This window comes from Ilumatobacter sp. (genome assembly GCF_046290335.1).
Lineage (GTDB): Bacteria > Actinomycetota > Acidimicrobiia > Acidimicrobiales > Ilumatobacteraceae > Ilumatobacter_A.
Genome location: NZ_JBKAGH010000001.1, coordinates 477,332 through 501,752, shown reverse-complemented (window position 1 = coordinate 501,752; position 24,421 = coordinate 477,332). Strand labels below are relative to the sequence as shown.

Genomic DNA, 24,421 nt, shown 5'->3' with positions numbered 1-24,421 from the left:
GAGCGCTCACTCCGGTGGGTCACGAGAGATCGGCCACGTTTTTGTTGGAGAGTTTGATCCTGGCTCAGGATGAACGCTGGCGGCGTGCTTAACACATGCAAGTCGAACGAAGTCCATGGAGCTTGCTCCGGAAGACTTAGTGGCGAACGGGTGCGTAACACGTGAGAAACCTGCCCTGGACTTTGGGATAACAGTTGGAAACGACTGCTAATACCGAATACCGCCATCACCTCGCATGGGGAGATGACGAAAGGTCCGCCGGTCCAGGAGGGTCTCGCGGCCTATCAGCTTGTTGGAGAGGTAACGGCTCACCAAGGCATCGACGGGTAGCTGGTCTGAGAGGATGATCAGCCACACTGGGACTGAGACACGGCCCAGACTCCTACGGGAGGCAGCAGTGGGGAATCTTGCACAATGGGCGCAAGCCTGATGCAGCAACGCCGCGTGCGGGAAGAAGGCCCTAGGGTTGTAAACCGCTTTCAGGAGGGAAGAAAATGACGGTACCTCCAGAAGAAGGTGCGGCCAACTACGTGCCAGCAGCCGCGGTGACACGTAGGCACCAAGCGTTATCCGGATTTATTGGGCGTAAAGAGCTCGTAGGCGGTTCAGTCAGTCGGGTGTGAAAACTTGAGGCTTAACCTCAAGAGGCCACTCGATACTACTGTGACTAGAGTGCGGTAGGGGAGCGGGGAATTCCTGGTGTAGCGGTGAAATGCGCAGATATCAGGAGGAACACCAGTGGCGAAGGCGCCGCTCTGGGCCGTAACTGACGCTGAGGAGCGAAAGCATGGGTAGCAAACAGGATTAGATACCCTGGTAGTCCATGCCGTAAACGTTGGGCACTAGGTGTGGGTCTCAACCAACGAGATCCGCGCCGTCGCTAACGCATTAAGTGCCCCGCCTGGGGAGTACGGTCGCAAGACTAAAACTCAAAGGAATTGACGGGGGCCCGCACAAGCAGCGGAGCGTGTTGCTTAATTCGATGCAACGCGAAGAACCTTACCTGGGTTTGACATGTAGGGAAAAGCTCTAGAGATAGGGTGTCCTTCGGGGCCTTACACAGGTGGTGCATGGCTGTCGTCAGCTCGTGTCGTGAGATGTTGGGTTAAGTCCCGCAACGAGCGCAACCCTTATCCTGTGTTGCCAGCAAGTAATGTTGGGGACTCGCAGGAGACTGCCGGGGTCAACTCGGAGGAAGGTGGGGATGACGTCAAGTCATCATGCCCCTTATGCCCAGGGCTGCAAACACGCTACAATGGACGGTACAAAGGGCTGCGATCCCGCGAGGGTGAGCGAATCCCATCAAAGCCGTTCTCAGTTCGGATTGGAGTCTGCAACTCGACTCCATGAAGCCGGAGTTGCTAGTAATCCTGGATCAGCACGCCAGGGTGAATACGTTCCCGGGCCTTGTACACACCGCCCGTCACACCACGAAAGTCGGCAACACCCGAAGCCGGTGGCCCAACCCCTCGGGGAGGGAGCCGTCGAAGGTGGGGTCGGTGATTGGGGTGAAGTCGTAACAAGGTAGCCGTACCGGAAGGTGCGGCTGGATCACCTCCTTTCTAAGGAGTGCCTGTCTGCTGAAGGTCGACATACGTTCGGCCCAGTACGACACACACCTGTTGGTGCACTGGTGCGTCTGTCGAAACAACCGAGCAAGGGTTGAGGGATTCGGTCCCTCCTCGTGCGACGAGTTTCGTCAGGCACCGTCTTCTCTTCCGTTTTGAGGGATTCGTCCTTCACGTAGACGGCCATCCGGCCCTCGAACTCCGCTACGGCGTGAGTGCGGGCACGGACGTGGTCTCCCGCCGTACGGTGGTGAGGTCCTGGCCGGCCATACGGCTCCTTGAGAACTGCAGAGCAAGCACGAGCATCTTTATTGGCTGATCCTTCGGGATCAGTCCGTAAGTATCGAGCCGTCTTCGGACGGCTCAAGCGAACGAGAAGATAAAATCTTGTTCTTTCCAAGCTACAAAGAGCCAACGGTGGATGCCTTGGCACCAAGAACCGATGAAGGACGTGAGTGACTGCGAAAAGCTGCGTGGAGCCGTCGACTAGGCCTCGAAGCGCAGATATCCGAATGGGGAAACCCACCACTCGTCATGGAGTGGTACCGCTGCCTGAACACATAGGGCAGTAGGAGGGAACCGGGGGAATTGAAACATCTCAGTACCCCGAGGAAAGGAAAGCAACCGCGACACCCTGAGTAGCGGCGAGCGAAATGGGTAGAGACTAAACCGTGCCAGTGCCAAGCCTGAAGGCGTTGCTGGTGCGGGGTCGTGGGACCAGGAGATCGAGCTTCAGATCGATCACGGATTACAGATGCTACATAGGAGAATGAGTCAGGAAAGGCTCAGCCAGAGTGGGTAATAGCCCCGTATCCGAAATGTACGTATCATCCGCCTGTCATCCCAAGTAACGCCGGAACCGAGAAAGCCGGCGTGAATCTGTGGGGACCACCCCATAAGTCTAAGTATTCCTTGGTGACCGATAGTGAACCAGTACCGTGAGGGAAAGGTGAAAAGTACCCCGGGAGGGGAGTGAAATAGTACCTGAAACCGTTGGTTTACAAACAGTCAGAGCGTCGTCACACTTCGGTGTGGCCGCGATGGCGTGCCTTTTGAAGAATGAGCCTGCGAGTTACGGTATGTGGCAAGGTTAACCAGAGATGGGAAGCCGGAGCGAAAGCGAGTCTGAATAGGGCGTAGAGTCGCATGCTGTAGACCCGAAGCCAAGTGATCTATCCATGGCCAGGTTGAAGCGGGGGTAAGACCCCGTGGAGGACCGAACCCACGTAAGTTAAAAATTGCGGGGATGAGTTGTGGATAGGGGTGAAAGGCTAATCAAACTTGGCAATAGCTGGTTCTCCTCGAAATGCATTTAGGTGCAGCGTTGCGTGTTCAGTGTCGGAGGTAGAGCACTGATTGGACTAGGGGGCCCACAAGCTTACCGAATCCAGTCAAACTCCGAATACCGATACTCCAGAGCGCAGCAGTGAGACCACGGGGGATGAGCTTCGTTGGTCGAAAGGGAAACAGCCCAGATCATCAGCTAAGGCCCCTAATTCTGTACTAAGTGGAAAACGATGTGGGATTGCATAGACAGCCAGGAGGTTGGCTTAGAAGCAGCCACCCTTGAAAGAGTGCGTAATAGCTCACTGGTCGAGTGATCCTGCGCGGACAATGTAACGGGGCTCAAGTACAGAGCCGAAGCTATGGGCTTCTGATTTATCAGGAGCGGTAGAGGAGCGTCGATGCAGCTGAGAAGCGGATCCGTGAGGGTACGTGGAGCGGTATCGAGTGAGAATGCAGGCATGAGTAGCGAGAGAGGGGTGAGAAACCCCTCCGCCGAAAGCCCAAGGGTTCCTGGGGAAGGCTAATCCCCCCAGGGTGAGTCGGGAGCTAAGACGAGGCCGAGAGGCGTAGTCGATGCACAACTGGTTGATATTCCAGTACCACCGTGACCGCGCCAGGTCCAAGAGTGGCAACGTTGGGGCTGTTCACCTTCGGGTGGGCGAACTAACCGAGCCGCTGGCGGATAGCTGACGGGGGACGCAGGAGGATAAGTGAACCCAGGTGATGGTTATCCTGGGGTAAGCGTGTAGGAGGGACCTTATGAGAGTTCGGTCCACATACTCTGAGACGCGATGCCGAGCAACATACCGCGAAGTCACTGATTCCATGCTGCCAAGAAAAGCCCAGCAGTGAGTTGTCACGGTGCCCGTACCCCATACCGACACAGGTGGGCGGGTAGAGAATACTAAGGCGAGCGGGAGAACTGTGGTTAAGGAACTCGGCAAATTGCCTCCGTAACTTCGGAAGAAGGAGGACCTGCTTTGGTGACGAGATTTACTCTCCGAGCTGAGGCGGGTGGCACAGACCAGGGGGTAGCGACTGTTTACCAAAAACACAGCAGCGTGCGAAGCCGAAAGGCGCTGTATACGCTGTGACGCCTGCCCAATGCTTGAAGGTCACGGGGAACGGTTAGCTCTTTGGAGCGAAGCTGTGAACCTAAGCCCAAGTGAATGGCGGCCGTAACTATAACGGTCCTAAGGTAGCGAAATTCCTTGTCGGGTAAGTTCCGACCTGCACGAATGGCGTAACGACTTCCCCACTGTCTCAACCACAGACCCGGCGAAATTGAAGTACGAGTAAAGATGCTCGTTAGTTGCGGAAGGACGGAAAGACCCCGTGAACCTTTACTATAACTTGGTGTTGAGATTTGACCTGCATTGTGTAGGATAGGTGGGAGACTTGGAAGCATTGGCGCCAGCCAGTGTGGAGTCATTGTTGAAATACCACCCTGTGTATGTTGGATCTCTAACCTCGGTCCGTTATCCGGATCAGGAACAGCGCCAGGCGGGTAGTTTGACTGGGGCGGTCGCCTCCTAAAGAGTAACGGAGGCGCCCAAAGGTTCCCTCAGACTGGTTGGCAATCAGTCGTCGAGTGCAATGGCACAAGGGAGCTTGACTGCGAGACCTACAAGTCGAGCAGGTACGAAAGTAGGGCATAGTGACCCGGCCATCACGTGTGGAAGTGTGGTCGCTCAACGGATAAAAGGTACTCCGGGGATAACAGGCTAATCTTTCCCAAGAGTCCATATCGACGGAAAGGTTTGGCACCTCGATGTCGGCTCATCGCATCCTGGGGCTGAAGCAGGTCCCAAGGGTTGGGCTGTTCGCCCATTAAAGCGGTACGCGAGCTGGGTTCAGAACGTCGTGAGACAGTTCGGTCCCTATCCTCCGCAACCGAAGGAATATTGACACAGGCTGTCCTTAGTACGAGAGGACCGGGACGGACGTAGCTCTAGTGTGTCTGTTGTCTCGCCAGAGGCATCGCAGATTTGCCACCTACGGAAGGGATAACCGCTGAAAGCATCTAAGTGGGAAACCCGTGTGAAGATGAGTATTCCCATACGGTAAACGTAGTAAGGCCCGTGACGAGACCATCACGTTGATAGGCCGGAGGTGTAAGCGTGGTAACACGTTCAGCCGACCGGTACTAATCGGCCGAGGGCTTGGTTTGAACAACGCTCGTGCTTGCTCTGGAGTCATCAGGGAGTCCCCTGAACTCTGTTCCCGACTGTGGGGATCAGTATTGACAATTGATTTGGGTGGCCATAGCGACAGGGTCACACCCGTTCCCATCCCGAACACGGAAGTTAAGCCTGTCAGCGCCGATGGTACTTGGGGGTAGACCCCCTGGGAGAGTAGGACGCCGCCCGATTTCGAACGACGAAGGCCCCACCGGATACCCGGTGGGGCCTTGGTCGTTTTCGGCGTTCCAAGTGCTGATCGCGCTCCTAGCATGGTGTGCTATGTCTGAACACCGATCGAAGCGTCCATCGTCCGGCGGGCGTTCTGGCGGCGCGCCCAAACGTGGCGCCGGCCGCCCGAGTTCCGGTGATCGCCCTGGTGGGCGCTCCGGTGATCGCCCTGGTGGGCGCTCCGGAGGCGCCGGTCGTGGATCGGGTCGCGGGTCGAGCCGAGGCGACAAATTCACACCGAAATGGCGTGAGGAATCCGCACCACTCACCGATGCGCAACGTCGCGCGGCCGAAGTCGATGCACGGCGTGGTGGTCCGAGGCCCCCTCGAGATCCAGGGCTGGATCGTCGCCACGCGGACGAGCGGACGGTCGAGGAGTGGATCGACGAAGGCTCCATTCGTGACGCTGCGGTCGCGGCGACCAGTCGTGCCGTCGGCGGCCCGGTGCGGCGATCACCCGAACCGCTCGACGAAGAGACGAGCGGCGAACTGGTCAGCGCGCTCGGCGAACAACGCGGCAAGCGGCTGTCGGAGCGGTTGGCGCAGGCCTCGGAGGCGCTCGATCGAGAACGCTTCGACGAGGCGCGGCGCCTGTCGGCGGCGATTGCGAAAGAAGCGCCGATGGTCGCTGCAGTGCAGGAGGTCCTCGGCCTGGCGTCATATCGCCTCGGTCGCTACAAGCAGGCGGTCGCGGCGTTGCAGCAGGCGCAGGAACTCCATGAGAACCCGGCACTGCTCCCGGTGATCGCCGACTCGTATCGAGCGATGCGGCGGTGGCAGGCGGTCGAGCGTGTGTGGGAGCAGATCAAGGCCGCATCGCCGGCACAAGAGGTCATCGCCGAAGGACGCATCGTGTGGGCGAACTCGATTGCGGATCAAGGGGACCTGTCGCGAGCGATCGCTGCGATGCAGGATGGTGTCAAACCTCCCAAGCGCGTGCGCGATCACCATCTGCGTCAGTGGTACGTGCTGGGCGACCTGCACGACCGACTCGGCGACACCATCGGAGCGCGCCGCTACTTCGCCACCGTTGCCGATCACGATCCGGATTTCGTCGACGTCGTCGATCGGCTTCGCTCGTTGGGCCGCTGAGCATCGCCCTCGGGCCGACCGGTACCCTCGCGCGTCGTGGCGAGTATGCATTTTCGAGCGAACGTGGTCGCAGTCGTGGTCAACAGCACCGGACACGTGCTGGCATTCGAGCGCAGCGACCTCGCCGGTCAATGGCAGCTCCCGCAGGGAGGTATCGACGTCGGTGAGACCCCGGTCGTGGCAGCATGGCGCGAGCTGCAGGAGGAGACCGGGCTGAGCCGCGATGACGTCGAGTTGATCGACGAGTATCCCGAGTGGACGGCCTACGAGTGGCCGGAAGCGATACGTGCCAAGGGGCGCATGGGCCAGGTGCAACGCTGGTTCACGTTCCGTGTTGTCGACGATGCTGTCGTTCCGACACCGGATGACGTCGAGTTCCGCGCCTGGCAGTGGGCGGATCGCCAGTGGCTCACCGACAACGTGGTCGAGTTCCGCCGTCCGTCGTACCAGCGTGTACTCCTCCGATGAGCGATGATCTGTTCGCTGCGGCCGCCGAGACGGCCAAGCTGGCTCGGGCGCCGCTCGCAGCCAGGTTGCGTCCTCGCACCATCGACGATGTGGTCGGCCAGGAACACCTCGTCGGCGCGGGTCGGCCGCTTCGTCAGCTCGTCGAGTCCGACCGGCTCACCTCCGCGCTGCTCTGGGGGCCACCGGGCACCGGCAAGACCACGTTGGCGCTTGCAGTCGCCGGCACCACGGACCGCGCGTTCGAACAACTCTCGGCGGTGACCGCAGGCGTGAAGGACGTGCGTGAAACGATCGAGCGAGCCCGTGAACGGCTGGGCCAGCACGGTCGCGGAACGATCCTGTTCCTCGACGAGATCCACCGCTTCTCCAAGTCACAGCAGGACGCATTGCTCCCAGCGGTGGAGGACGGCACGCTGACGCTGATCGGTGCGACGACGGAAAACCCGTTCTTCGAGGTCAACGCACCGCTGCGGAGCCGGTCGACGCTGTTCCGACTCGAACCGCTCGACGACTCGGCCATCGAGGCCCTGATCCGACGCGGCCTGCAAGCGGAAGGGGTCACCGCTGCAGCCGACGCGGTGACGTTGCTCGTCGAGCGGGCCGGCGGCGACGGTCGTCAGGTCCTGACGTCGCTCGAGGTCGCCTGTGCGCTCTCGGACTACACGCACATCGAACTCGCACACGTCGAGGCGGCGCTCGGCACGAGCGCCCTCAGGTACGGGCGGGATGACCACTACGACGTCATCAGCGCATTCATCAAGTCGATGCGCGGGTCGGACGCCGATGCCGCGGTGTACTGGCTGGCACGGATGCTCGAAGCCGGTGAAGATGCTCGCTTCATCGCCCGCCGGCTCGTCATCTTCGCCAGCGAAGACATCGGCCTCGCCGACAGTCGATCGCTCGAGGTCGCGGTGGCAGCCGCACACGCGGTGGAGCACGTCGGGCTGCCCGAAGCGCAGTTGAACCTTGCGCACGCGGCGATCCACCTTGCGACCGCGCCGAAGAGCAACCGCGCCGCGCTCGCTATCTGGACCGCCCGAGAAGCGGTTCGTAACGGTGCCACCGGCGAGGTACCGGCTCATTTGCGGGACGGGCACTATCAAGGTGCGGCAGCGCTCGGCCACGCCGTGGGCTACGAGTATCCTCACGACCATGACGATGGTTGGGTCGAGCAGCAGTATCTCCCCGACCGCTTGGTCGGCCAGCGTTGGTACACGCCGTCGAGCCATGGCGACGAGGCCGAAATCGAACGGCGTCAGCGAAGGTGACCGGTCATGACCGCCGGTGAACTCGTCGTCGTCCTGTCTGCCCTGCTGCTCACGATCGGCTTCGCAGCACTCATCGTCGTGTTGCTTCGCGTCCTCGACACGCTGCGCGACGTGCGTGGCGAGGTCGCCGATCTGCGAGCCGAGACCCGCCCGCTGATCCAGGATCTACGCGAGTCGGCAGAGCGGGCGCGCGACACGGTCGACGAAGCACGTCACGATCTCGAGCGATTCGACAAGGTGCTCGGTTCGGCCGAGGCCATCGGTGACGCAGTCGGCCAGCGGGTCGCCAAGACGGCATTCTCGTCTCCGTCGATCAAAGCGGCCGGTTTCGCCCGTGGTACCTCCCGGACGATCGCACGCCTGCGAGGAGCGCCGAAGTCCGATCAGCAATGGCCCCCGAGCGTGCCAGCGATCGACATCGCACCCGACGTCGGCGAACTCCCGAGCTCACGCAGAAAGAAGCGCGCATGATGAAGCGAGTGACATGGTTCGTCGGGGGCGTCGCGGCCGGCGCCACCGGGGCAAATTACGCCAAGAAGAAGGTCAAGCAAAAGGCGGCCCAGATCTCGCCAGCGGGCGTGGCGCGCTCGGCAGCGACGCGAGTACGAGACACCGCGGCGCACGTCGTCGACGCGGTCCGCGACGGTCGTTCGGCCATGCGCCAGCACGAAGACGAGTTGAAGGCTCGGCGTGACGGGCGCATCACCTCGCTCGATCAACACGTGGCGCCCAACGATCAGGTGTTCGTCGATGGCGTGCCGGTGGAGTCCGGGCGCGTCATCGTGATGCGTCAGAAGTGACGGAGATCGAGCGGGTCGCCGCAGCGCTGAGGAAGCGGATACGCCCCGACCTGGTTCGAACCGGCGCGACCGAGACGCGGCTGTATCGACGAGATGCCTCCAACATGGTGGGCCGTGCTGGCGTCGTCGTGTTCGCCGAGTCGACCGCTGATGTCCAAGCCGCCGTGATCGTGGCGAACGAATTCGGTGTGCCGTTCGTGGCGAGGGGCTCGGGCACCGGACTCGCCGGGGGAGCGGTGCCGCCCGATGGGGCGATCGTCATCTCGACGACCAAGATGCATCGGATCCTGTCGGTCGACGCAGTGAACCGGCAGGCCTGGGTCGAGCCGGGTGTGCTCAACCTCGACCTGTCCCGCCAGATCGCTCATCTCGGCGTCCACTTCGCTCCCGATCCGAGCAGCCAGCAGACGTGTTCGATCGGCGGGAACGTCGCGAACAACTCCGGCGGTCCGCACTGCCTCGCCGACGGAGTGACCAGCGCGCACATCCTCGGTCTCGAAGTCGTGCTCCCCGACGGATCGATCGCGATGCTGGGCGGCGAAGAACCCGAAGCGATCGGTCTGGATCTGCGCGGTGTGTTCGTGGGAAGCGAAGGGATGTTCGGCGTTGCGACCAAGGTGTGTGTTCGGCTGATGCAGAATCCGCCACACGTCGCCACGATGCTCATGGAGTTCGACTCGGTGGGAGAGGGGGCGCAACTCGTGAGCGACATCATCGCCGACGGCATCGTGCCCGCTGCGGTCGAGATGATGGACCGACTCTGCCTCGTCGCGGTCGAGAAATGGCTCCATGCCGGGCTTCCCACGCACGCCGCGGCGGCGTTGCTGATCGAGTGTGTCGGACCCATCGCCCAGGTCGAAGCCGAGGTCGAGCGGATCCGGTGGTTGGCCGAGGTTCGACAGGTCGCGAAGGTGCGCGTGGCGGCCGACGACGCTGAACGCGATCTGCTCTGGAAGGGGCGAAAGGGTGCCTTCGGGGCGGTCGCCCAGATCAAGCCGAACTACTACCTGCACGACACGGTCGTGCCCCGGGCTCGCCTCGCCGAGGTCATCGAGAAGGTGTACGAGATCACCGATCGCTACGGCATCGAGGTGATCAACGTGTTCCATGCCGGCGACGGCAACTTGCACCCGCTCCTCGTGTACGACGCGCGAGAGCCGGGCATGGCCGACAAGGTGCATGCCGCCGGCCGCGAGATCGTGACGTTCTCCGTTGCGGTCGGTGGGGTGCTGTCGGGCGAGCACGGCATCGGGCTCGAGAAGCGAGACCTGATGCCGCTGATGTTCTCCGAGATCGACCTGGCCGCGCAGGAGTCGCTCCGTCTCGCGTTCGACCCGCGACTGCTCGCCAATCCGAACAAGGTACTCCCGAATCCGGCGACGTGCGGCGACATTCACCAGGTGCCCGAAGGCGCATGGATCTGACACTCGACGCGTTCGCCGAATCGGTCGGCGTCGACGATCCGGTGACGATCGAAGGATCGAGCTCTCGCGGCGGCGCCGTGGCGGAGGCCCGAGTCGTTCGAGCCCCTTCTGGCATCATCCGAATCGACCCCGCCGAGATGGTCGTCGAGTGCGGCGCGGGCACCCTGATGGTCGAGCTGGCCGCAGCGTTGAGCGAGCACGGCCAGACCGTGTCGATCCCGGCATCGGGCACGGTGGGAGGCGCGTTGGCGATGGGCCACAGCGACATCACCCGTCTCGGCCACGGCGCGATCCGCGACGTGCTGCTGCGCACGCACTACGTGTCGTCGACCGGCACGCTGACGACCGCTGGCGGATCGACGGTGAAAAACGTGAGTGGCTTCGACCTGTGTCGGCTCCTCGTCGGGGCGCGGGGAACCCTCGGATTCTTCGGCGATGTGTTGTTGCGGACACGCCCGTTGCCCACGTTTTCGGCGTGGTTCGCCAGCGGCCGGGATCCGGTCGAATTGCTCGGCGGGATCTTCCGGCCGGTGTCGCTGCTCTGGGACGGGGGAACGAGTTGGATTCGGCTCGACGGGCATCCGGCCGACGTCGAACGCACCGCTACGGTCTGGGATCTTCGCGAGGTGGACGGCCCGCCGCCGTTGCCGTCGGGGTCGAGATGGTCGATGGCGCCGCACATGATCGTGGACCAGTTGGCCGACGCCACCGATTCGTTCGTTGCCGAGATGGGTGTCGGCATCGTGCATCGAGCAGGTCCGCCGGCGCAACGATGGGTCAGCCCGACGGTCGCCGACCTCCACGTTCGCATCAAGCGGCAGTTCGATCCTTCTGGTCGTCTGAACCCGGGTGTTGCTCCGGATCGTGATGGTTGAGCAACGCGCCTACGTCGACCAGCGCGTGAGCGATCTCGCCACTGCGACGGCGGCGGCGCAGGCAGCGGCCACGACGTGGGGACTCAGCGCGCCGACGCTGCTCCGCCACGGGATGAATGCCATCTTCCGCAGCGGGTCGCACGTCGTGCGGGTGTCGACGCCGTCGGTTCCTGCCGAACGTTCGCTCGAACTCGCCGCGGTGCTCGCCGAGGCGGGTATTCACGTCCCAGCTCCGTCCCACTCCGAGGTCGTTCGCATCGGCGGCTTCTCCGTGACGTCGTGGCAGTCGATCGAGTCGACCGGTGCACCGATCGACTGGTCCGAGGTCGGGTCGTTGGTTCGGCGCGTGCATGCGATGTCGGTCGACCAGCTTCCCAGAGGTCTGCCCACGCCGCCAGCGACGGTCTTCCCGTGGTGGGACTTCGACGCGATGCTCGACCGTACCGGTGGCCTGCTCGACGAACGCGCTCGGGAAGGCATCGTCGATGCGCTCGAGCGTCACGCCGGTTGGCGCGACTTCGATCACACCGTCGTCTGCCACGGCGACGTGCATCCGGGCAACGTCGTGATGAGTCCCGATGGCCCCGTGCTGCTCGACTGGGATCTGTTGTGTCTGGCCCCGCGTGGTTGGGATCACGGCCCGTTGATGACGTGGACCGACCGGTGGGGCGGCGAGGCCGGCGTGTACGAGGCATTCGCCGACGGGTACGGCTGGTCTGCTCGCGATGATCGAGGGGCCGAAGCGTTCGCGGAGCTTCGGCTGGTCGCAGCGACACTGATGCGTGTCGCCGCAGCGAGCCTCGACGACGCTGCGAGGCCGGAAGCAGAGCTTCGCTTGCGGTTCTGGCGCGGCGATCGAAGCGCCCCGATGTGGAACGCGCAGTAGCGCGTCGAGAGTCACTGCGTGGTCGGGGCTGATGTTGCGGCGTGGTAGCTGGGAGTAGTCGATGGTTGACTGTGTGGCCATGCCTGACGGACTTCGCATTGCAGAATCGCCGAGCGGCGCCGGTCGAGGCGTCTTCGCCACACGGATGTTCAAGAAGGGTGAGACGATCGAGACGTGTCCGATGCTGATCGCCGACGAGGACCGCGGCGACGACCTCGAGTCGGGTGCCGAGGGCTACGTCTTCCGCTGGGGCGACGGGCGCACGGCGCTGGCGCTCGGCTACGGCTCGCTGTACAACCATTCGTACTCTCCGAACGCGACGACGCTGGAGACCCCCGACGATCTCGTCATCACGGCGACTCGTCGAATCGAACCTGGTGACGAGATCTTCATCAACTACATGGGCACCGAGCAACACGGCGTGTGGTTCGACGTCCTCGACTGAGGCGTATCGGTTTGTGTCTGACACAAACCGATACGCGTCGCACGACCCGGGGGTCACGTCGGCTGACAGGTCGAGCACCAGTGGACGGTGCGGTTTGCCATCGCTGCTCGCGAGATCTCCGAACCGCATCGCAGGCACGTGGCGCGCTGATACACGTAGGTGGCCTCTGCCCGAGGTATCCGTCGGCCGGGTGGCACCCCGGACTCCTCGCGTGACACGGTCAGAATTCGCCCGGACGACACCCCGGCGCGCAGCATTCCTTGCGCTGTGGTCCAGATCGCCTCGAGTTCGGCGACGTCGAGATTCCGGCCCGGCCGCCAGGGATGGATACCGGTCACGAAGAGGATCTCCGCCCGGAACGCGTTGCCGATACCAGCGACCACCGACTGATCCATGAGGAGCTCGCCGATCGTACGGGAGCTCCGCTCGATCCGGGCGTACATGGCGTCGGGCTTTGCTCCACGATGGATCGGATCCGGGCCGAGCCGATCCAGGATTGCATCACGCTCGGGTGGGGTGAGCAACTCGCACGCGGTTGGCCCGTTGAGATCGACCGTGCCGGTATCGCTGCGAAGTCGCATCCGGACGGCGCCTCGTGGCGGGGGCGGACCCGACGATCCGGCGGCGCGGTACACCCGGAACTTGCCGAACAGTCCGAGGTGCACGTGGCCGACGTCGCCGGTCGACCACTCGTAGAAGAGATGTTTCCCCCACGGTCGCAGTTCGTCGAGCGTCGCCCCGTCGATCCGTTCCGCGTCGGCGCCGAAGCGGCCCTGCGGCGACGAGACCGAGATCGGTTGGCCGAGCAGTAGTTTGGCGTGGTCGCGGGCGATCCGATGAATGGTGTGGCCCTCGGGCATGCGGTCCGACCGTACGGTCGACTCCTCGCCGCTGCCAACCGGAACGCGCAGGTTCTCAGCCGGCGGCGGACCGGACGATTGCGTGCGCGGTCAACGGTCGGAAGAACCAGGCATCACGTCGACATGGTATGGCTGGCTGGCTCGCTTGCTGGATGCGGTGTCCGTCGTCGATTGACACGTAGAGTCGGTGAGGTGCCTCACTCCGACGTCCAATCGGATGCGCAACGGCGATCCGGTCGTGATTCGCAGATCGATCTACATCTCGATCCGGACGCGCTCTCGGCCTGCGTTTCGTGCGGGCTCTGCTTGCCGCACTGCCCGACGTTCCGGGTAACAGGGGAGGAGTCGTACTCGCCTCGTGGGCGCATCGACGCGATGCGTTCGGTCGTCAGCGGCTCCCCGGCCGATGCACAGTTCGTCGACTTCATGGAAACCTGCGTGCAGTGCCGCGGCTGCGAACCGGCGTGTCCGAGCAGCGTGCAGTTCGGTGCGCTGATGGAACAGACACGAGTCGCGCTGGCGGATCGTCGCCTCATCACGCCGCGGTGGCAGCGTCTCGGGTTCGCTGCGCTCGGTCGCCACCGGTTGCTGCTGGTCGGCTCGACGCTGCTGGCCGTGGCGCAGCGTCTCGGTCTCGTTCCGTCTCGTCTGGGGCTCTCACGTCTCCCGATCCGTCGGCCGAAGCGCCTGCAGTCGACGGGTACCGGCGTCTGGCTCTACGTCGGATGCGTGATGGATGCCTGGCAGCGCGACGTGCATCACGCCGCAGCGCAACTGATCACGTCGGTCGGCGAGACCTTCGCTGTCCCCGAGCGCGACGGCTGCTGCGGCGCGCTGCACACGCATGCCGGATTGCACGACGCGACGCGCTCGCTGGCCGAACGGACCATGGCGTCGATGCCCGGCGACGCGGCGGTCGTCGTCGATTCCGCAGGATGCGGCGCAGCGCTCAAGGACTACGGACACCTCCTCGGCACGCCCGAGGCAGCAGCGTTCGCAGCTCGTGTGGTCGACGTCAACGAGTGGCTCGCCGAGCGGATCGATCGCCTGCCGGTCCCGGTCGAGGCCGATCGTCGGAGCGTGATCGTTCAGGATCCCTGCCATCTCCGCCATGTCCAGCGTGTCCACCAGGCGTCGCGTACGTTGCTCGCACACGTCGCCGACGTCGTCGAACTCGACGACGACGGACTGTGCTGCGGAGCTGGGGGCGCGTACTCCGCACTCCAACCCGGCCTCGCCGGACGTATCCGCGAACGAAAGATCGAAGCGATCACGCGGGCGGCCGCCCAGTCGGGCGCGTTCGATTTGGCGAGCGCCAATCCCGGATGCTCCATGCATCTCGAGGGTGTGCTCACCGAGATGGCGGCCGGTGATCGCCCGCTCGTCGTGCGCCATCCCGTACAGATCGTCGCCGACGCGTTGCGGCCCGGCCCATGAGCTCGGAGTTCGACACGTTGGCCGATCGGCTGCAGCAGATCGCTGAAGAACTCGACGAGTTGGCGTTCGACCGGCTTCGCGAGGCGGTCGCAGAAGGCGAGATCGAGCGGCCGAAGAGCGACAAGACGATGATGCAGGCTCGACGCGCGATCGACAAGGCAGCGCATTTGCTCAGGTCGCTGGACTGAGTGCCCGGTCGAGTCCGTGAGCTGGCCAGACTCGACGGTTCAGTCCAGCCAGGTGTTGATCTCGCCGATCATGGCGATCAGATCGCCGTAGCCGTGTTTGGTGAAGTCGAACGAGATTCGGTCGAGGTCGAGATGATCGTCGTCGCGGACTTCGAGCTTGGTCGGCTCGGCACGATCGATCGATCCCGATGCCAACAGGTGAGCGAACCGGTCGTTGAGCGCTGCCAGTTGGGCGTCGTCGGGTCCCTGCGCCATCCGAACGACGAGACGGTCGCCGATGAAGCGGATGGAGCGGTAGTTGGAATAGAACCGATCGATGACGGCGCATGCCACCTGGCAGGAGTCGGTGATCGTGTAGAGCCCGGTGTCGACAGGGGAGACCAGCCCGCGGGCCACCAGCTGGTTGCGGACGAGTTCGTCGACCTGTTCCCAGTACGGATCGTCGAGCGCGTCGAGGAGGATGATCGGCACCGGCAGACCCTTGCCGGTCTGGGTGAGCGTGAGCAGCTCGAACATCTCGTCGAGGGTGCCGAACCCTCCGGGCAGGCACACGAATGCCTGCGACTCCTTGATCAACATCAGTTTGCGCGTGAAGAAGTACTTCATGCTGACGTGCTTGTCGTCGCCGGCGATGATCGAGTTGGCGCCGGACTCGAACGGCAGGCGAATCGACACGCCGATCGACATGTCGCGTCCCGCTCCCTCCATGCCCGCTTCCATGATCCCTGGGCCCGCGCCCGTGACGGTCATCCAGCCGCGATGCGCCATCGCCTCGGCCAACTCGCGGGCCTGTGCGTACAGGGGATCCTCGGGTCGAGTGCGCGCGGATCCGAAGATCGACACCTTGCGCTGATCCTTGAACGGGGCGAAGACGGAGTAGGCGGCGCGCATCTCGGTGAGCGCCGCGGTCGCGATCTTCAAGTCGAGCGTGTCAGGCTGGTCGGTGATGAGCCCGAGTGCTTCGGAAACGAGTGATTCCGCCAAACGAACATCCCGCGAAACTCCGAGATCGCCCACCACTTTTCGCGCTCGTTCGACGACGGAATCGGATACATCTGGTTCCATGCAGAGCGGACTCTACGACGCCGAGACGATCGGTGACAGCGCGAGGCCTGGTGATGGTGGCGGCTCCGGCCCGTTTCGCCGCGGGACGTCGACGGCGCCGGTGTCGCGGGGCCGTGGCATCGCGCTCGGCCTGCTCGCCACCGCGGCGGGCCTCGCCGTAGCGGAATTCGTCGTCGGTCTGATCCGTGGGGCGTCCTCGCCGGTGGTTCCGGTCGGTCAGGAATTCATCGACATCACGCCCAAGTGGCTCAAGGAGTGGGCCATCGAACAGTTCGGCACGAGCGACAAGGCGGTGCTGGTGGCGGGAGCGTTGTTCGTCATCTTGGTGATCGGCGCGATCGTCGGTGTGCTCGCTGCTCGAGGCGAACGCGGGCTCGCGTACGGCTTGACCGTGGCCGTCGGGGCGATGGGAGCGTGGGCGGTGTGGCTTCGGCCGGAGCCGACGTTCGGCAAGTTCCTCCCGACCGTGGTCGGAACGATCGTGTCGCTGGCGATCCTGTGGTGGCTGAGTCCACGTCCGGGCCCGCCCGACGATGCCGACGATGCGGCGCGGCCGGTCATGATGGGACCCGATCGTCGTCAGTTCATCTCCGGTGCGGTGGCGATCGGTTCGGCAGCGGCGGTCACGGGCGGCGTCGGACGGCTGTTGCAGCAACGTTTCGAGGTCGACACCGATTTCGCACTTCCTGAGCTCGCCCCCGCTGGCGAGGACGTGATGCCTGGCACGTTGGCCCGAGCAGTGCTGCCCGACGGGGTCGAGCTCGGCGTCGACGGGATCGAGTCGTTCGTCGTGCCGAACGACAACTTCTACCGCATCGACACCGCGCTGGTGGTGCCCCAGGTCGCTCGGGACACCTGGAAGCTGAACATCTCAGGGCTCGTCGACAACGAGATCGAGTTGACCTACGCCGACCTCGAAGCGCGCCCGCAAGTCGAGCGGTACATCACGTTGTCGTGTGTGTCGAACCCGGTCGGTGGCGATCTCGTCGGCAACGCGTTGTGGCGGGGTGTGCTGCTCAAGGACATCCTCGAGGAGGCCGGTCTGCAGGACGGAGCCGAGCAACTCGTGAGCCGCTCGGTCGATGGCTGGACCTGCGGGACGCCGATCGAAGCGGTGATGGATGGCCGGGACGCGATGCTCGCGATCGGCATGAACGGCCGTCCGTTGCCGGCCCAACACGGGTTCCCGGTTCGCATGGTGGTGCCGGGACTGTTCGGCTACGTCTCGGCGACGAAGTGGGTGACCGACATGCGACTCACGCGGTGGGACGACTTCGACGCCTACTGGGTCCCGCGAGGTTGGGCGAAGCGTGGTCCGGTGAAGACGATGGCACGCATCGACACACCGCGCAGCGGTCGGGACGCGTCGGGCACGGTCGCGATCGGCGGCGTGGCCTGGGCCGTGCACCGGGGAGTGTCGGGCGTCCAGGTGCGTATCGACGAAGGGGAGTGGCTCGATGCCGAGCTCGGCTCGGTTCCCTCCGCCGATACCTGGGTCCAGTGGGTGTACCACTGGGACACGAGCGGCGAGACGAGCGGTCGGCACGCCATCCAGGTCCGTGCACTCGACGGCGACGGCGTCCCGCAACCCGAAGAGCCCGCACCCGTCGCCCCCGACGGCGCCCAGGGCTACCACCGCATCACCCTCAACGTCTGACCGCCCGCGACCGCAACGTTGCGGGTGAGCGTCGGCGTATCGGTTTGTATCTGAGACAAACCGATACGGGTGGGTCAGGGGTGGAGTTCGGCGGCTTTGGTCTCCAGGGCGGCGATGAGTTCGTCGAAGGCGGTGGCGAAGCTGGCGACGCCCTCGCGTTCGAGTTGGGCGGCGACGTCGTCCATGTCGATGCCGACGTCGGCGAGCGATTGCCACACCGACTGCGCGCCCGACACGTCGGCATCGACGGTTCGAGCGATCGTTCCGTGGTCGACAAACGCGTCGAGGGTGGCGTCGGGCAGGGTGTTGACCGTGTCGGGTCCGATCAACTCGTCGACGTAGAGCACGTCGGAGTACTCGGGGTTCTTTGCACCAGTCGACGCCCACAGTGGACGCTGCACGCGGGCCCCGCGAGCTGCCAGTCGCTCCCATCGGTCTCCGGCGAACTGCTCGCTGAACAGCCGGTACGCGAGCTGGCCCTGGGCGACGGCTGCCTTGCCGCGCAACGCGAGAGCGTCGTCGGAGCCGATGGCATCGAGCCGCTTGTCGACCTCGACGTCGACCCGGCTGATGAAGAAACTCGCCACGCTCGCCACCTGTGACAGATCGGCGTCGGGATCGGCGGCCAGTCGCTCGAGCCCCCGAAGGTACGCCTCGATGACCTTCGCGTAGCGCGGCAGGCTGAAGATCAGCGTCACGTTGATGTTGCGACCCTCGGCGATCATCTGCTCGATCGCGTCGAGGCCTTCCTCGGTGCCGGGGATCTTCACCATCAGGTTGCGACGGTTGATGCGTTCGTGCAGATCGCGAGCCGCCGCCTCCGTCCCCGGTCCGTCGTGCGCCAGATCGGGGGCGACTTCGACGCTCACATAGCCATCGACGCCATTCGAGTGGTCGTAGACCTTCGAGAACACGTCGCACGCGCTGTGGATGTCGCGGATCACCAACGACCAGTAGGTGTCGATGATCGATTCACTGTCCGCCGAAACCTCGCGGAACTGTTCGTCGTAGTCTGCCGAACCCTGGATCGCTTTCTGGAAGATCGACGGGTTCGAGGTCAGGCCGCGCACACCGCTGTCGCGGATCTCGACGAGCTTGCCGGAGGTGATGTAGTCGCGCTTGAGATTGTCGAGCCAGGCGCTCTGGCCTTGCTCGTTGTAGAGGTCGTCGAGTCGCTGGCTCATGGGAGATGCTCCGTCGTTGGTGAGTGGTGGTCGTCGGTTCGGTCGTGAATGTCTGAGCCGCCGATGCGTCAGCCGGCCACGAGGGCGACGGCCCGTTCGACGACGTTCGCGGCGTTGATGCCGAGCTTGTCGAGGACGAGTTCCCCCGGGGCGCTGGCGCCAAACCGGTCGATACCGATCGAATCGTCCGCGAACGTCGCCCACCCGAACGTGGTGCCTGCTTCGACCGACAGTACCGGCACACCGGGCGGGAGGATCGTGGCCTTCGTCGCAACGTCTTGAGCGACGAAGCGATCCCAACTCGGCATGCTCACCACACGGGCGGCGACTCCTCGGCCGGCCAGTGCTGCTGCTGCGTCGACGCACACGGCGACCTCGCTGCCGGTCGCCAGAAGAACCACCGCAGGGTCGCCGGGGGAGTCGCCGACCACGCCGGCTCCCGTCGCGACGGCAGATCCGTCGGTGGTGACGGGAATGTTCTGACGGCTCAGGATCAGCGCCGACGGGCCCTCGTGCCGGATGATGTCGGCCCAGGCCTGGACCGTCTCGTTCGCGTCGGCCGGGCGCACGACGTGGAGACCGGGAATGGCTCTCAGCGATGCCAACTGTTCGACCGGCTGATGGGTCGGACCGTCTTCGCCGACGCCGACGGAGTCGTGTGTGAACACGAAGCAGACCTTCGCTCCGCTCAGCGACGACAGTCGAATCGGCGGTCGCATGTAGTCGGCGAACACGAAGAACGTCGCCGTCACCGGCAGCACGCCACCGTGGAGCGCCATGCCGACCGCGGCGGCGCCCATGGCGTGCTCGCGGACGCCGTAGTGCAGGTAGCGACCGTCAGGCGCGTCGGAGGTGAACGGGTGCGACGCCGAGAGCGCGACACCGTTGCTGCCCTTGAGGTCGGCCGACCCGCTCATCAGACCCGGCAGGTTGGCGTACGTCGCGTCGATCGCGGCCTGGATCGCCTTGCGCGTCGCAACGGAGTCGCCGAGGTCGTAGGTCGGCAGATCGGCATCCCAGCCGTCGAGACCCGTGCCCGCCCATGCGGCGACCCAGTCGGGTGACGAGGTGACCGCGCCGGAACGCTCGGTCCAGTCGGCGTGCGCCGCCGCGCCGCGCTCAGCCGTGTGCGAGCGGTACGCCGCGACCAGATCAGCGGGCGCCCAGAACGGTTCGTCGGGAATCCCCATGACCTCCTTCGTGCGGCTGACGTCGTCTGCGGAGAACGGGTTGCCGTGCGCCCCGTGCGTGTCTTCGTGGTCAGGCGACGGGCGACCGATGTGAGTGCGCAGGATCAACAGCGACGGCTGATCGGTCGACTTGGCGGCGAGCAGTGCCGCTTCGAGAACGTCGAGGTCGTCGGCGACGTCGCCGAGTTCGACGACGTCCCAACCGTAGGCGCGGAATCGGGCTGCCATGTCGGAGCTGGTCGTGATGTCGGTACGCCCGTCGATCGTGATCAGGTTGTCGTCGAACACGCAGATCAGGTGTCCGAGACCGAGGTGGCCGGCGAGGTCAGCGGCTTCGTGGCTGATGCCCTCCATCAGGCAACCGTCACCGGCCACGACGTACGTGTAGTGGTCGACGACGTCGGCGCCGAAGCGAGCGCGCTGATTGGCTTCGGCGACCGCCATGCCGACGGCGTTGGCGAAGCCCTGCCCGAGTGGCCCGGTCGTCACCTCGACGCCGGCGGTGTGGCCCGCCTCGGGATGGCCCGGGGTGGCCGACTCCCACTGGCGAAACGCCCGCAGATCATCGAGTTCGAGTCCGTAGCCGGAGAGGAACAGCGTCGAGTACTGCAGGATCGACGCGTGCCCGTTGGAGAGCACGAAGCGATCGCGATCGGGCCACGTCGGATCGGCCGGATCATGGCGCAACACACGGCTGTAGAGCACGTGCGCCAACGGAGCGAGGGCCATTCCGGTTCCCTGGTGGCCGCTGTTGGCAGCCAGCGGTGCATCCATCGACATCCCGCGGATCAGCGAGACGGCGAGCGAGTCTTGTTCAGCGGTGAGCGACACGCGACCGACAGTAGTGGACGAGTCGCCACGCGCCGCAGGGCGTCATGCAGCCGGTGGCAGCAGCGTGAACGGCACGATGTGCCACGGGCCGTGATCGACCCGGCAGTGGGCGAACACCTGGCCGTAGTCGGGGAACTCGAGTTCGCCTCGCACCAGGCGGTACGTGAACTTGCCCGGTTCGACCTGGAACGGGCTGACGTTGCGGGCGATCTGTTCGGCGTCGTCTTCGATGCCGCGCCGGAACACGACCTCGAACACACCGCTCCCGGACTCGCCTGTCGGACAGAAGATCAGTCCGACGAGATGGGGGGTCAGCGTGAGCGGCGCGGGAGAGGGCGCGGCCTGCGAGAACATCACCCCGGTCATGTCGATCCGTGTCGACGGGCCCGGCGCTTCGCGCATCTCGAAGTTCTCGACGAACAGGGCGGCAACGATCTGCATGCCCCGAACCTACCGAGACGACCACCCACCCGACCACGCGTCCGACCAGCCACCAGACGAGCCGCCCGCCGACTCCCCGATCGATCGCGGTGCCGTGCGACGTTGCCCGTAGCCTCACCGCGTGTCGGGGTCGATGGAGGTACTGCGTGTTCCGGCGGTGCGCAGCTACGTGGTGTCGGTCGCGTTCGCCGCCGTCGGCCAGAACCTGATGGTGACCGTGCTTTTCAAGCAGGTCTTCGACATCACCGGTGACGAACTCGACATCGGGTTCATCGGTCTCGCACAGTTCCTCCCAGCGCTGCTGCTCGTGTTGGTGAGTGGTTGGGTCGCCGATCGTTTCGACCGGCGCATCGTCACCGGAACCTTCCTCGTCGCTCGAGGCGTGTGTGCGGTCGGCCTGATCGCGTTCAGTGCCGCCGGGTCGACCGCGGTCTGGCAGCTGTTCGCGCTTGCCGCCGCTCTCGGGACCGCCGATGCGTTGCTCGCTCCTGCGCGTCGTTCGATGGGGCCGTATCTCACCCAGACGATCGACTTCCCGAAGGTGGTGGTGCTGTTCACCGGCACGTTCGTCACCGCCTCGATCGTCGGCCCGATCCTGGGCGGATTCCTCTACAGCGTCGGCCCAGCGTGGGCGTACGGCGTCGCTGCCGCCTGCCAGTTGGCCGCAGCGGTGCCGATGATCGGGCTTCGCTTCCATCGCGAGCCGACTCGACTCACCGAACGCCCGACGTGGACCAGCGCCGTCGAGGGGCTGCGGTTCGTGCGCCGCACACCGGTCGTCCTCGGGGTGATCTCGCTCGACCTGTTCGCCGTGTTGTTCGGCGGCGCCATCGCGCTGATTCCGGCGGTTGCCAGCGAACGGCTCGGGGTGGGCGACATCGCCTATGGATGGCTGCGAGCGGCGCCGGGCATCGGTGCGGCGGGCATGGCGATCTGGCTTGCCTTCCACCCGATGCGTCGACGAATCGGACCGACCCTGTTGTGGATGATCGCCGTCTTCGGCGCCGGACACGTCGTGTTCGGCCTGACCCGTTCGTTCGCCGTGGCCTTCGTGGCGCTCGTGGTCGTCGCTGCGGCCGACATGGTGTCGATGAACATCCGCGGCGCGATCGTTCCGCTCGTCACGCCCGACGACCAGCTCGGTCGGGTCAATGCGGTCGAAGGCGTGTTCATCGGCGCCTCGAACGAACTCGGCGCGTTCGAGAGCGGTGTCGCCGCCCGAGCGCTCGGGCTGCCGTGGGCCATCGCCGGCGGTGGCGTGATCACGATGATGATCGCCGCCAGCTTCGCGGTGGTGTTCCCGTCGATTCGCAAGATCGACAAGTTCGAGGATCTCGAACCAGCGCAACCGTCGTGATCGCCGACGGCGCTGCGGATCACATCCAGCGGCGGGGAATGCGCAGGACGACGCGATACGAACCGTCGACCACGACCGGCCCGAAGCGACGGGAGTCGACGCTCGCAACCTGTTGGTTGTCGGAGCGCACGGTCATCGAAGCGCCGTCGACCGACTCGACGCGCTTCACGAGCCAGAAGCCGGGCCGTTCGGGGTGCTCGAGGCAGCGGAGTTGGCCGGGGCGGGCTGACCGATCTCGCCACGCCACCAGACCTTGACCTTCGACCAACGTCGGCTCCATCGATCGGTCCGAGACGACGAAGCGACGAAAGCGAGCCACGCTGTCAGTATTCCTTGCGCATGCTCGTGATCCGGCTCGTGACACGCGTCAGACGTCTGGGCGGATGGGGGAGAGGACGGTGTAGGTTTGCCCTCGACCGGGCTCGGGTACGCCGAACTCGGCCTCGATCCCAACCTCAAGGAGAACCATGTTCGCCAAGCTCTTCGCTTCCGCCACCGTTGCCCATGCTCACTGCGACCTCTACTGCGGCGTCTACGACCCGGCTCAAGCCAAGATCGAAGCGCTCTCGGTGGTCAAGACCGCCAAGAAGTACGCCGAGTCCGACGACGAGGTCTTCCGGGCCCGCTGCATCTCCATCAAGGAGGAGCGCGCCGAGGAGACCAAGCACCACCTGATGGTGCTGTGGGCCGACTTCTTCGCACCGCCGCACTTCGAAGAGTTCCCGCAGCTCCATGAGCTGTTCTGGAAGGCGATCCACCAGGCCGGTGAGGCCAAGAAGTCGATGGACCCTGCGGTCGGCGAGCAGCTCGTCGCCTACATCGACGAGATCGCCGAGGTCTTCTGGAAGACCGAGAAGGCCCAGGGCATGGGCGTGTACCCGCCGAGCTGAACAGGCGCAATCGCGTCGACCTGACGATTCGATCCGAGGCCGGTACCGCACCACGTGAGACGTGAGGCGGTACCGGCCTCGGCCGTTCCGGGCTGCGGTGAGCGGCGTCCCGGTCCCGCGGTTCCGCGAGTAGCGTTCACGGCGATGACCGCGGAGACCACCCTCGGAGCAGAGCGGACCACGCGGGAACACATTCTCGAAGCGGCTCGGAACTGTTTCGCCCACGCTGGCTACAGCGCGACATCACTCAACGACATCGCCGCCGAAGTCGGCATTCGTCGACCGAGCCTCCTCCACCACTTCTCCTCGAAAGAAGCCCTGTACGAGGAAGTCTTCGAGCAGTTGCTGTCGGACTGGTTCTCGCGGTTGGCCGACTCGATCGCATCGCCGGCGAAGGGGTTGGCCAAGGTCGAACAAGTCCTCGACGCCGGGTTCGGGTTCTTCGCGGACAACCCGGCGTACGTGCGGCTGATGCGTCGTGAGGCAATCGACGGTGGGAGCCACCTGGCGTTCGATCTCGCGGGTGTCCTGCGCCCGATGTTCGACGAAGCGGTCCGCTACTTCGAGCGCGAAATGGATGCGGGTATCTATCGCACCCAAGACGCCGCGCAGCTGCTGCTCACGGGCTACGGCGCGCTGCTCAGCTACTTCTCCGATGCGCCATTCCTCGAGGGCCTCCTCGACGAAGACCCGATGACCGCTGCGGCGTTGGCGCGTCGGCGCGATCACGTCATCGAGTTCTTCCGGTCGGCGCTGACGCCCCGCAACTGATCCCTCGACATCGGGCGCGGGGCTGA

General features: G+C 64.5%; 21 protein-coding genes and 3 rRNA genes. 18 read left to right on the top strand and 6 right to left on the bottom strand.

All coding sequences use genetic code 11. The features are described 5' to 3' along the window. Positions 1-41 precede the first annotated feature (41 nt). From ACE37B_RS02280 to ACE37B_RS02225, 12 genes are all read left to right on the top strand, one after another. Positions 42-1,562 (top strand): 16S ribosomal RNA (locus ACE37B_RS02280). A gap of 400 nt (positions 1,563-1,962) precedes the next feature. Next, positions 1,963-5,025, top strand: a 23S ribosomal RNA gene (locus ACE37B_RS02275). Positions 5,026-5,109: 84 nt separating this feature from the next. Next, positions 5,110-5,226 (top strand): 5S ribosomal RNA (gene rrf / locus ACE37B_RS02270). The 16S, 23S and 5S rRNA genes sit together here, the layout of an rRNA operon. Before the next feature lie 484 nt (positions 5,227-5,710). Next, positions 5,711-6,358 (top strand): tetratricopeptide repeat protein, encoded by a 648-nt coding sequence (locus ACE37B_RS02265; RefSeq protein WP_409921658.1) that lies wholly within the window; start codon positions 5,711-5,713, stop codon positions 6,356-6,358. A gap of 45 nt (positions 6,359-6,403) precedes the next feature. Further along, positions 6,404-6,826, top strand: coding sequence for an NUDIX domain-containing protein (locus ACE37B_RS02260; RefSeq protein ID WP_409922877.1), 423 nt, complete (start codon positions 6,404-6,406; stop codon positions 6,824-6,826). After that, positions 6,823-8,094: a replication-associated recombination protein A gene (locus tag ACE37B_RS02255; RefSeq protein WP_409921657.1), complete on the top strand. Its 1,272-nt coding sequence runs from the start codon at positions 6,823-6,825 to the stop codon at positions 8,092-8,094. The genes ACE37B_RS02260 and ACE37B_RS02255 overlap by 4 nt, the downstream gene beginning before the upstream one ends. A gap of 6 nt (positions 8,095-8,100) precedes the next feature. After that, positions 8,101-8,565, top strand: coding sequence for a hypothetical protein (locus ACE37B_RS02250; RefSeq protein ID WP_409921656.1), 465 nt, complete (start codon positions 8,101-8,103; stop codon positions 8,563-8,565). Next, complete coding sequence (locus tag ACE37B_RS02245; RefSeq protein ID WP_409921655.1) at positions 8,562-8,894, top strand: hypothetical protein; 333 nt, start codon at positions 8,562-8,564, stop codon at positions 8,892-8,894. Before ACE37B_RS02250 ends, ACE37B_RS02245 begins: the two co-directional genes overlap by 4 nt. Then, positions 8,891-10,318 (top strand): FAD-binding oxidoreductase, encoded by a 1,428-nt coding sequence (locus ACE37B_RS02240; RefSeq protein ID WP_409921654.1) that lies wholly within the window; start codon positions 8,891-8,893, stop codon positions 10,316-10,318. Before ACE37B_RS02245 ends, ACE37B_RS02240 begins: the two co-directional genes overlap by 4 nt. Next, entirely contained in the window at positions 10,309-11,193 is an 885-nt protein-coding gene (locus ACE37B_RS02235) for an FAD-binding protein (RefSeq protein ID WP_409921653.1), read from the top strand. Before ACE37B_RS02240 ends, ACE37B_RS02235 begins: the two co-directional genes overlap by 10 nt. Continuing rightward, entirely contained in the window at positions 11,186-12,079 is an 894-nt protein-coding gene (locus tag ACE37B_RS02230) for a phosphotransferase (protein WP_409921652.1), read from the top strand. Before ACE37B_RS02235 ends, ACE37B_RS02230 begins: the two co-directional genes overlap by 8 nt. A gap of 79 nt (positions 12,080-12,158) precedes the next feature. After that, entirely contained in the window at positions 12,159-12,524 is a 366-nt protein-coding gene (locus ACE37B_RS02225) for an SET domain-containing protein (RefSeq protein WP_409921651.1), read from the top strand. 53 nt (positions 12,525-12,577) lie between these two features. Here ACE37B_RS02225 and ACE37B_RS02220 read toward each other — a convergent pair whose 3' ends face one another. After that, on the bottom strand, positions 12,578-13,384 hold the full coding sequence (locus ACE37B_RS02220) for an Fpg/Nei family DNA glycosylase (protein ID WP_409921650.1): 807 nt from the start codon (positions 13,382-13,384) through the stop codon (positions 12,578-12,580). A 192-nt stretch (positions 13,385-13,576) separates the two neighbouring features. Between ACE37B_RS02220 and ACE37B_RS02215 the strand changes: the two genes are divergently transcribed. After that, the gene (locus tag ACE37B_RS02215; protein ID WP_409921649.1) at positions 13,577-14,821 is read left to right on the top strand and encodes a (Fe-S)-binding protein; all 1,245 of its coding nucleotides are present in this window, start codon (positions 13,577-13,579) and stop codon (positions 14,819-14,821) included. After that, entirely contained in the window at positions 14,818-15,009 is a 192-nt protein-coding gene (locus tag ACE37B_RS02210) for a hypothetical protein (protein ID WP_409921648.1), read from the top strand. The genes ACE37B_RS02215 and ACE37B_RS02210 overlap by 4 nt, the downstream gene beginning before the upstream one ends. A gap of 39 nt (positions 15,010-15,048) precedes the next feature. Here ACE37B_RS02210 and ACE37B_RS02205 read toward each other — a convergent pair whose 3' ends face one another. Next, positions 15,049-15,993 (bottom strand): TIGR00730 family Rossman fold protein, encoded by a 945-nt coding sequence (locus tag ACE37B_RS02205; RefSeq protein ID WP_409921647.1) that lies wholly within the window; start codon positions 15,991-15,993, stop codon positions 15,049-15,051. Positions 15,994-16,072: 79 nt separating this feature from the next. Between ACE37B_RS02205 and ACE37B_RS02200 the strand changes: the two genes are divergently transcribed. Then, complete coding sequence (locus ACE37B_RS02200) at positions 16,073-17,731, top strand: molybdopterin-dependent oxidoreductase (protein ID WP_409921646.1); 1,659 nt, start codon at positions 16,073-16,075, stop codon at positions 17,729-17,731. 74 nt (positions 17,732-17,805) lie between these two features. Here the strand turns inward: ACE37B_RS02200 and tal are convergent, their stop codons facing one another. From tal to ACE37B_RS02185, 3 genes are all read right to left on the bottom strand, one after another. Further along, entirely contained in the window at positions 17,806-18,915 is a 1,110-nt protein-coding gene (gene tal / locus ACE37B_RS02195; protein ID WP_409921645.1) for a transaldolase, read from the bottom strand. Between the two features lie 68 nt (positions 18,916-18,983). Next, positions 18,984-20,936, bottom strand: a complete 1,953-nt coding sequence (gene tkt / locus ACE37B_RS02190; RefSeq protein ID WP_409921644.1) for a transketolase — start codon at positions 20,934-20,936, stop codon at positions 18,984-18,986. Between the two features lie 42 nt (positions 20,937-20,978). Beyond that, positions 20,979-21,377, bottom strand: a complete 399-nt coding sequence (locus ACE37B_RS02185) for a hypothetical protein (protein ID WP_409921643.1) — start codon at positions 21,375-21,377, stop codon at positions 20,979-20,981. 121 nt (positions 21,378-21,498) lie between these two features. Between ACE37B_RS02185 and ACE37B_RS02180 the strand changes: the two genes are divergently transcribed. Further along, positions 21,499-22,734, top strand: a complete 1,236-nt coding sequence (locus ACE37B_RS02180; protein WP_409921642.1) for an MFS transporter — start codon at positions 21,499-21,501, stop codon at positions 22,732-22,734. A 19-nt stretch (positions 22,735-22,753) separates the two neighbouring features. Here the strand turns inward: ACE37B_RS02180 and ACE37B_RS02175 are convergent, their stop codons facing one another. After that, entirely contained in the window at positions 22,754-23,053 is a 300-nt protein-coding gene (locus ACE37B_RS02175; protein WP_409921641.1) for a S26 family signal peptidase, read from the bottom strand. Positions 23,054-23,201: 148 nt separating this feature from the next. Between ACE37B_RS02175 and sodN the strand changes: the two genes are divergently transcribed. After that, on the top strand, positions 23,202-23,624 hold the full coding sequence (sodN, locus tag ACE37B_RS02170) for a superoxide dismutase, Ni (protein ID WP_409921640.1): 423 nt from the start codon (positions 23,202-23,204) through the stop codon (positions 23,622-23,624). Positions 23,625-23,768: 144 nt separating this feature from the next. Beyond that, complete coding sequence (locus ACE37B_RS02165) at positions 23,769-24,395, top strand: TetR/AcrR family transcriptional regulator (RefSeq protein WP_409921639.1); 627 nt, start codon at positions 23,769-23,771, stop codon at positions 24,393-24,395. Positions 24,396-24,421 lie beyond the last annotated feature (26 nt).

Bases quoted from the DNA above. Each gene is read 5' to 3' on its own strand.
- sodN (WP_409921640.1), top strand. From the start codon at position 23,202: ATGTTCGCCAAGCTCTTCGCTTCCGCCACCGTTGCCCATGCTCACTGC.
- ACE37B_RS02185 (WP_409921643.1), bottom strand. From the start codon at position 21,377: ATGCAGATCGTTGCCGCCCTGTTCGTCGAGAACTTCGAGATGCGCGAA.
- ACE37B_RS02245 (WP_409921655.1), top strand. From the start codon at position 8,562: ATGATGAAGCGAGTGACATGGTTCGTCGGGGGCGTCGCGGCCGGCGCC.
- ACE37B_RS02230 (WP_409921652.1), top strand. From the start codon at position 11,186: ATGGTTGAGCAACGCGCCTACGTCGACCAGCGCGTGAGCGATCTCGCC.
- ACE37B_RS02165 (WP_409921639.1), top strand. From the start codon at position 23,769: ATGACCGCGGAGACCACCCTCGGAGCAGAGCGGACCACGCGGGAACAC.
- ACE37B_RS02225 (WP_409921651.1), top strand. From the start codon at position 12,159: ATGCCTGACGGACTTCGCATTGCAGAATCGCCGAGCGGCGCCGGTCGA.
- ACE37B_RS02235 (WP_409921653.1), top strand. From the start codon at position 10,309: ATGGATCTGACACTCGACGCGTTCGCCGAATCGGTCGGCGTCGACGAT.
- ACE37B_RS02210 (WP_409921648.1), top strand. From the start codon at position 14,818: ATGAGCTCGGAGTTCGACACGTTGGCCGATCGGCTGCAGCAGATCGCT.
- ACE37B_RS02255 (WP_409921657.1), top strand. From the start codon at position 6,823: ATGAGCGATGATCTGTTCGCTGCGGCCGCCGAGACGGCCAAGCTGGCT.
- tal (WP_409921645.1), bottom strand. From the start codon at position 18,915: ATGAGCCAGCGACTCGACGACCTCTACAACGAGCAAGGCCAGAGCGCC.
- ACE37B_RS02260 (WP_409922877.1), top strand. From the start codon at position 6,404: ATGCATTTTCGAGCGAACGTGGTCGCAGTCGTGGTCAACAGCACCGGA.
- ACE37B_RS02220 (WP_409921650.1), bottom strand. From the start codon at position 13,384: ATGCCCGAGGGCCACACCATTCATCGGATCGCCCGCGACCACGCCAAA.
- ACE37B_RS02250 (WP_409921656.1), top strand. From the start codon at position 8,101: ATGACCGCCGGTGAACTCGTCGTCGTCCTGTCTGCCCTGCTGCTCACG.
- ACE37B_RS02200 (WP_409921646.1), top strand. From the start codon at position 16,073: ATGCAGAGCGGACTCTACGACGCCGAGACGATCGGTGACAGCGCGAGG.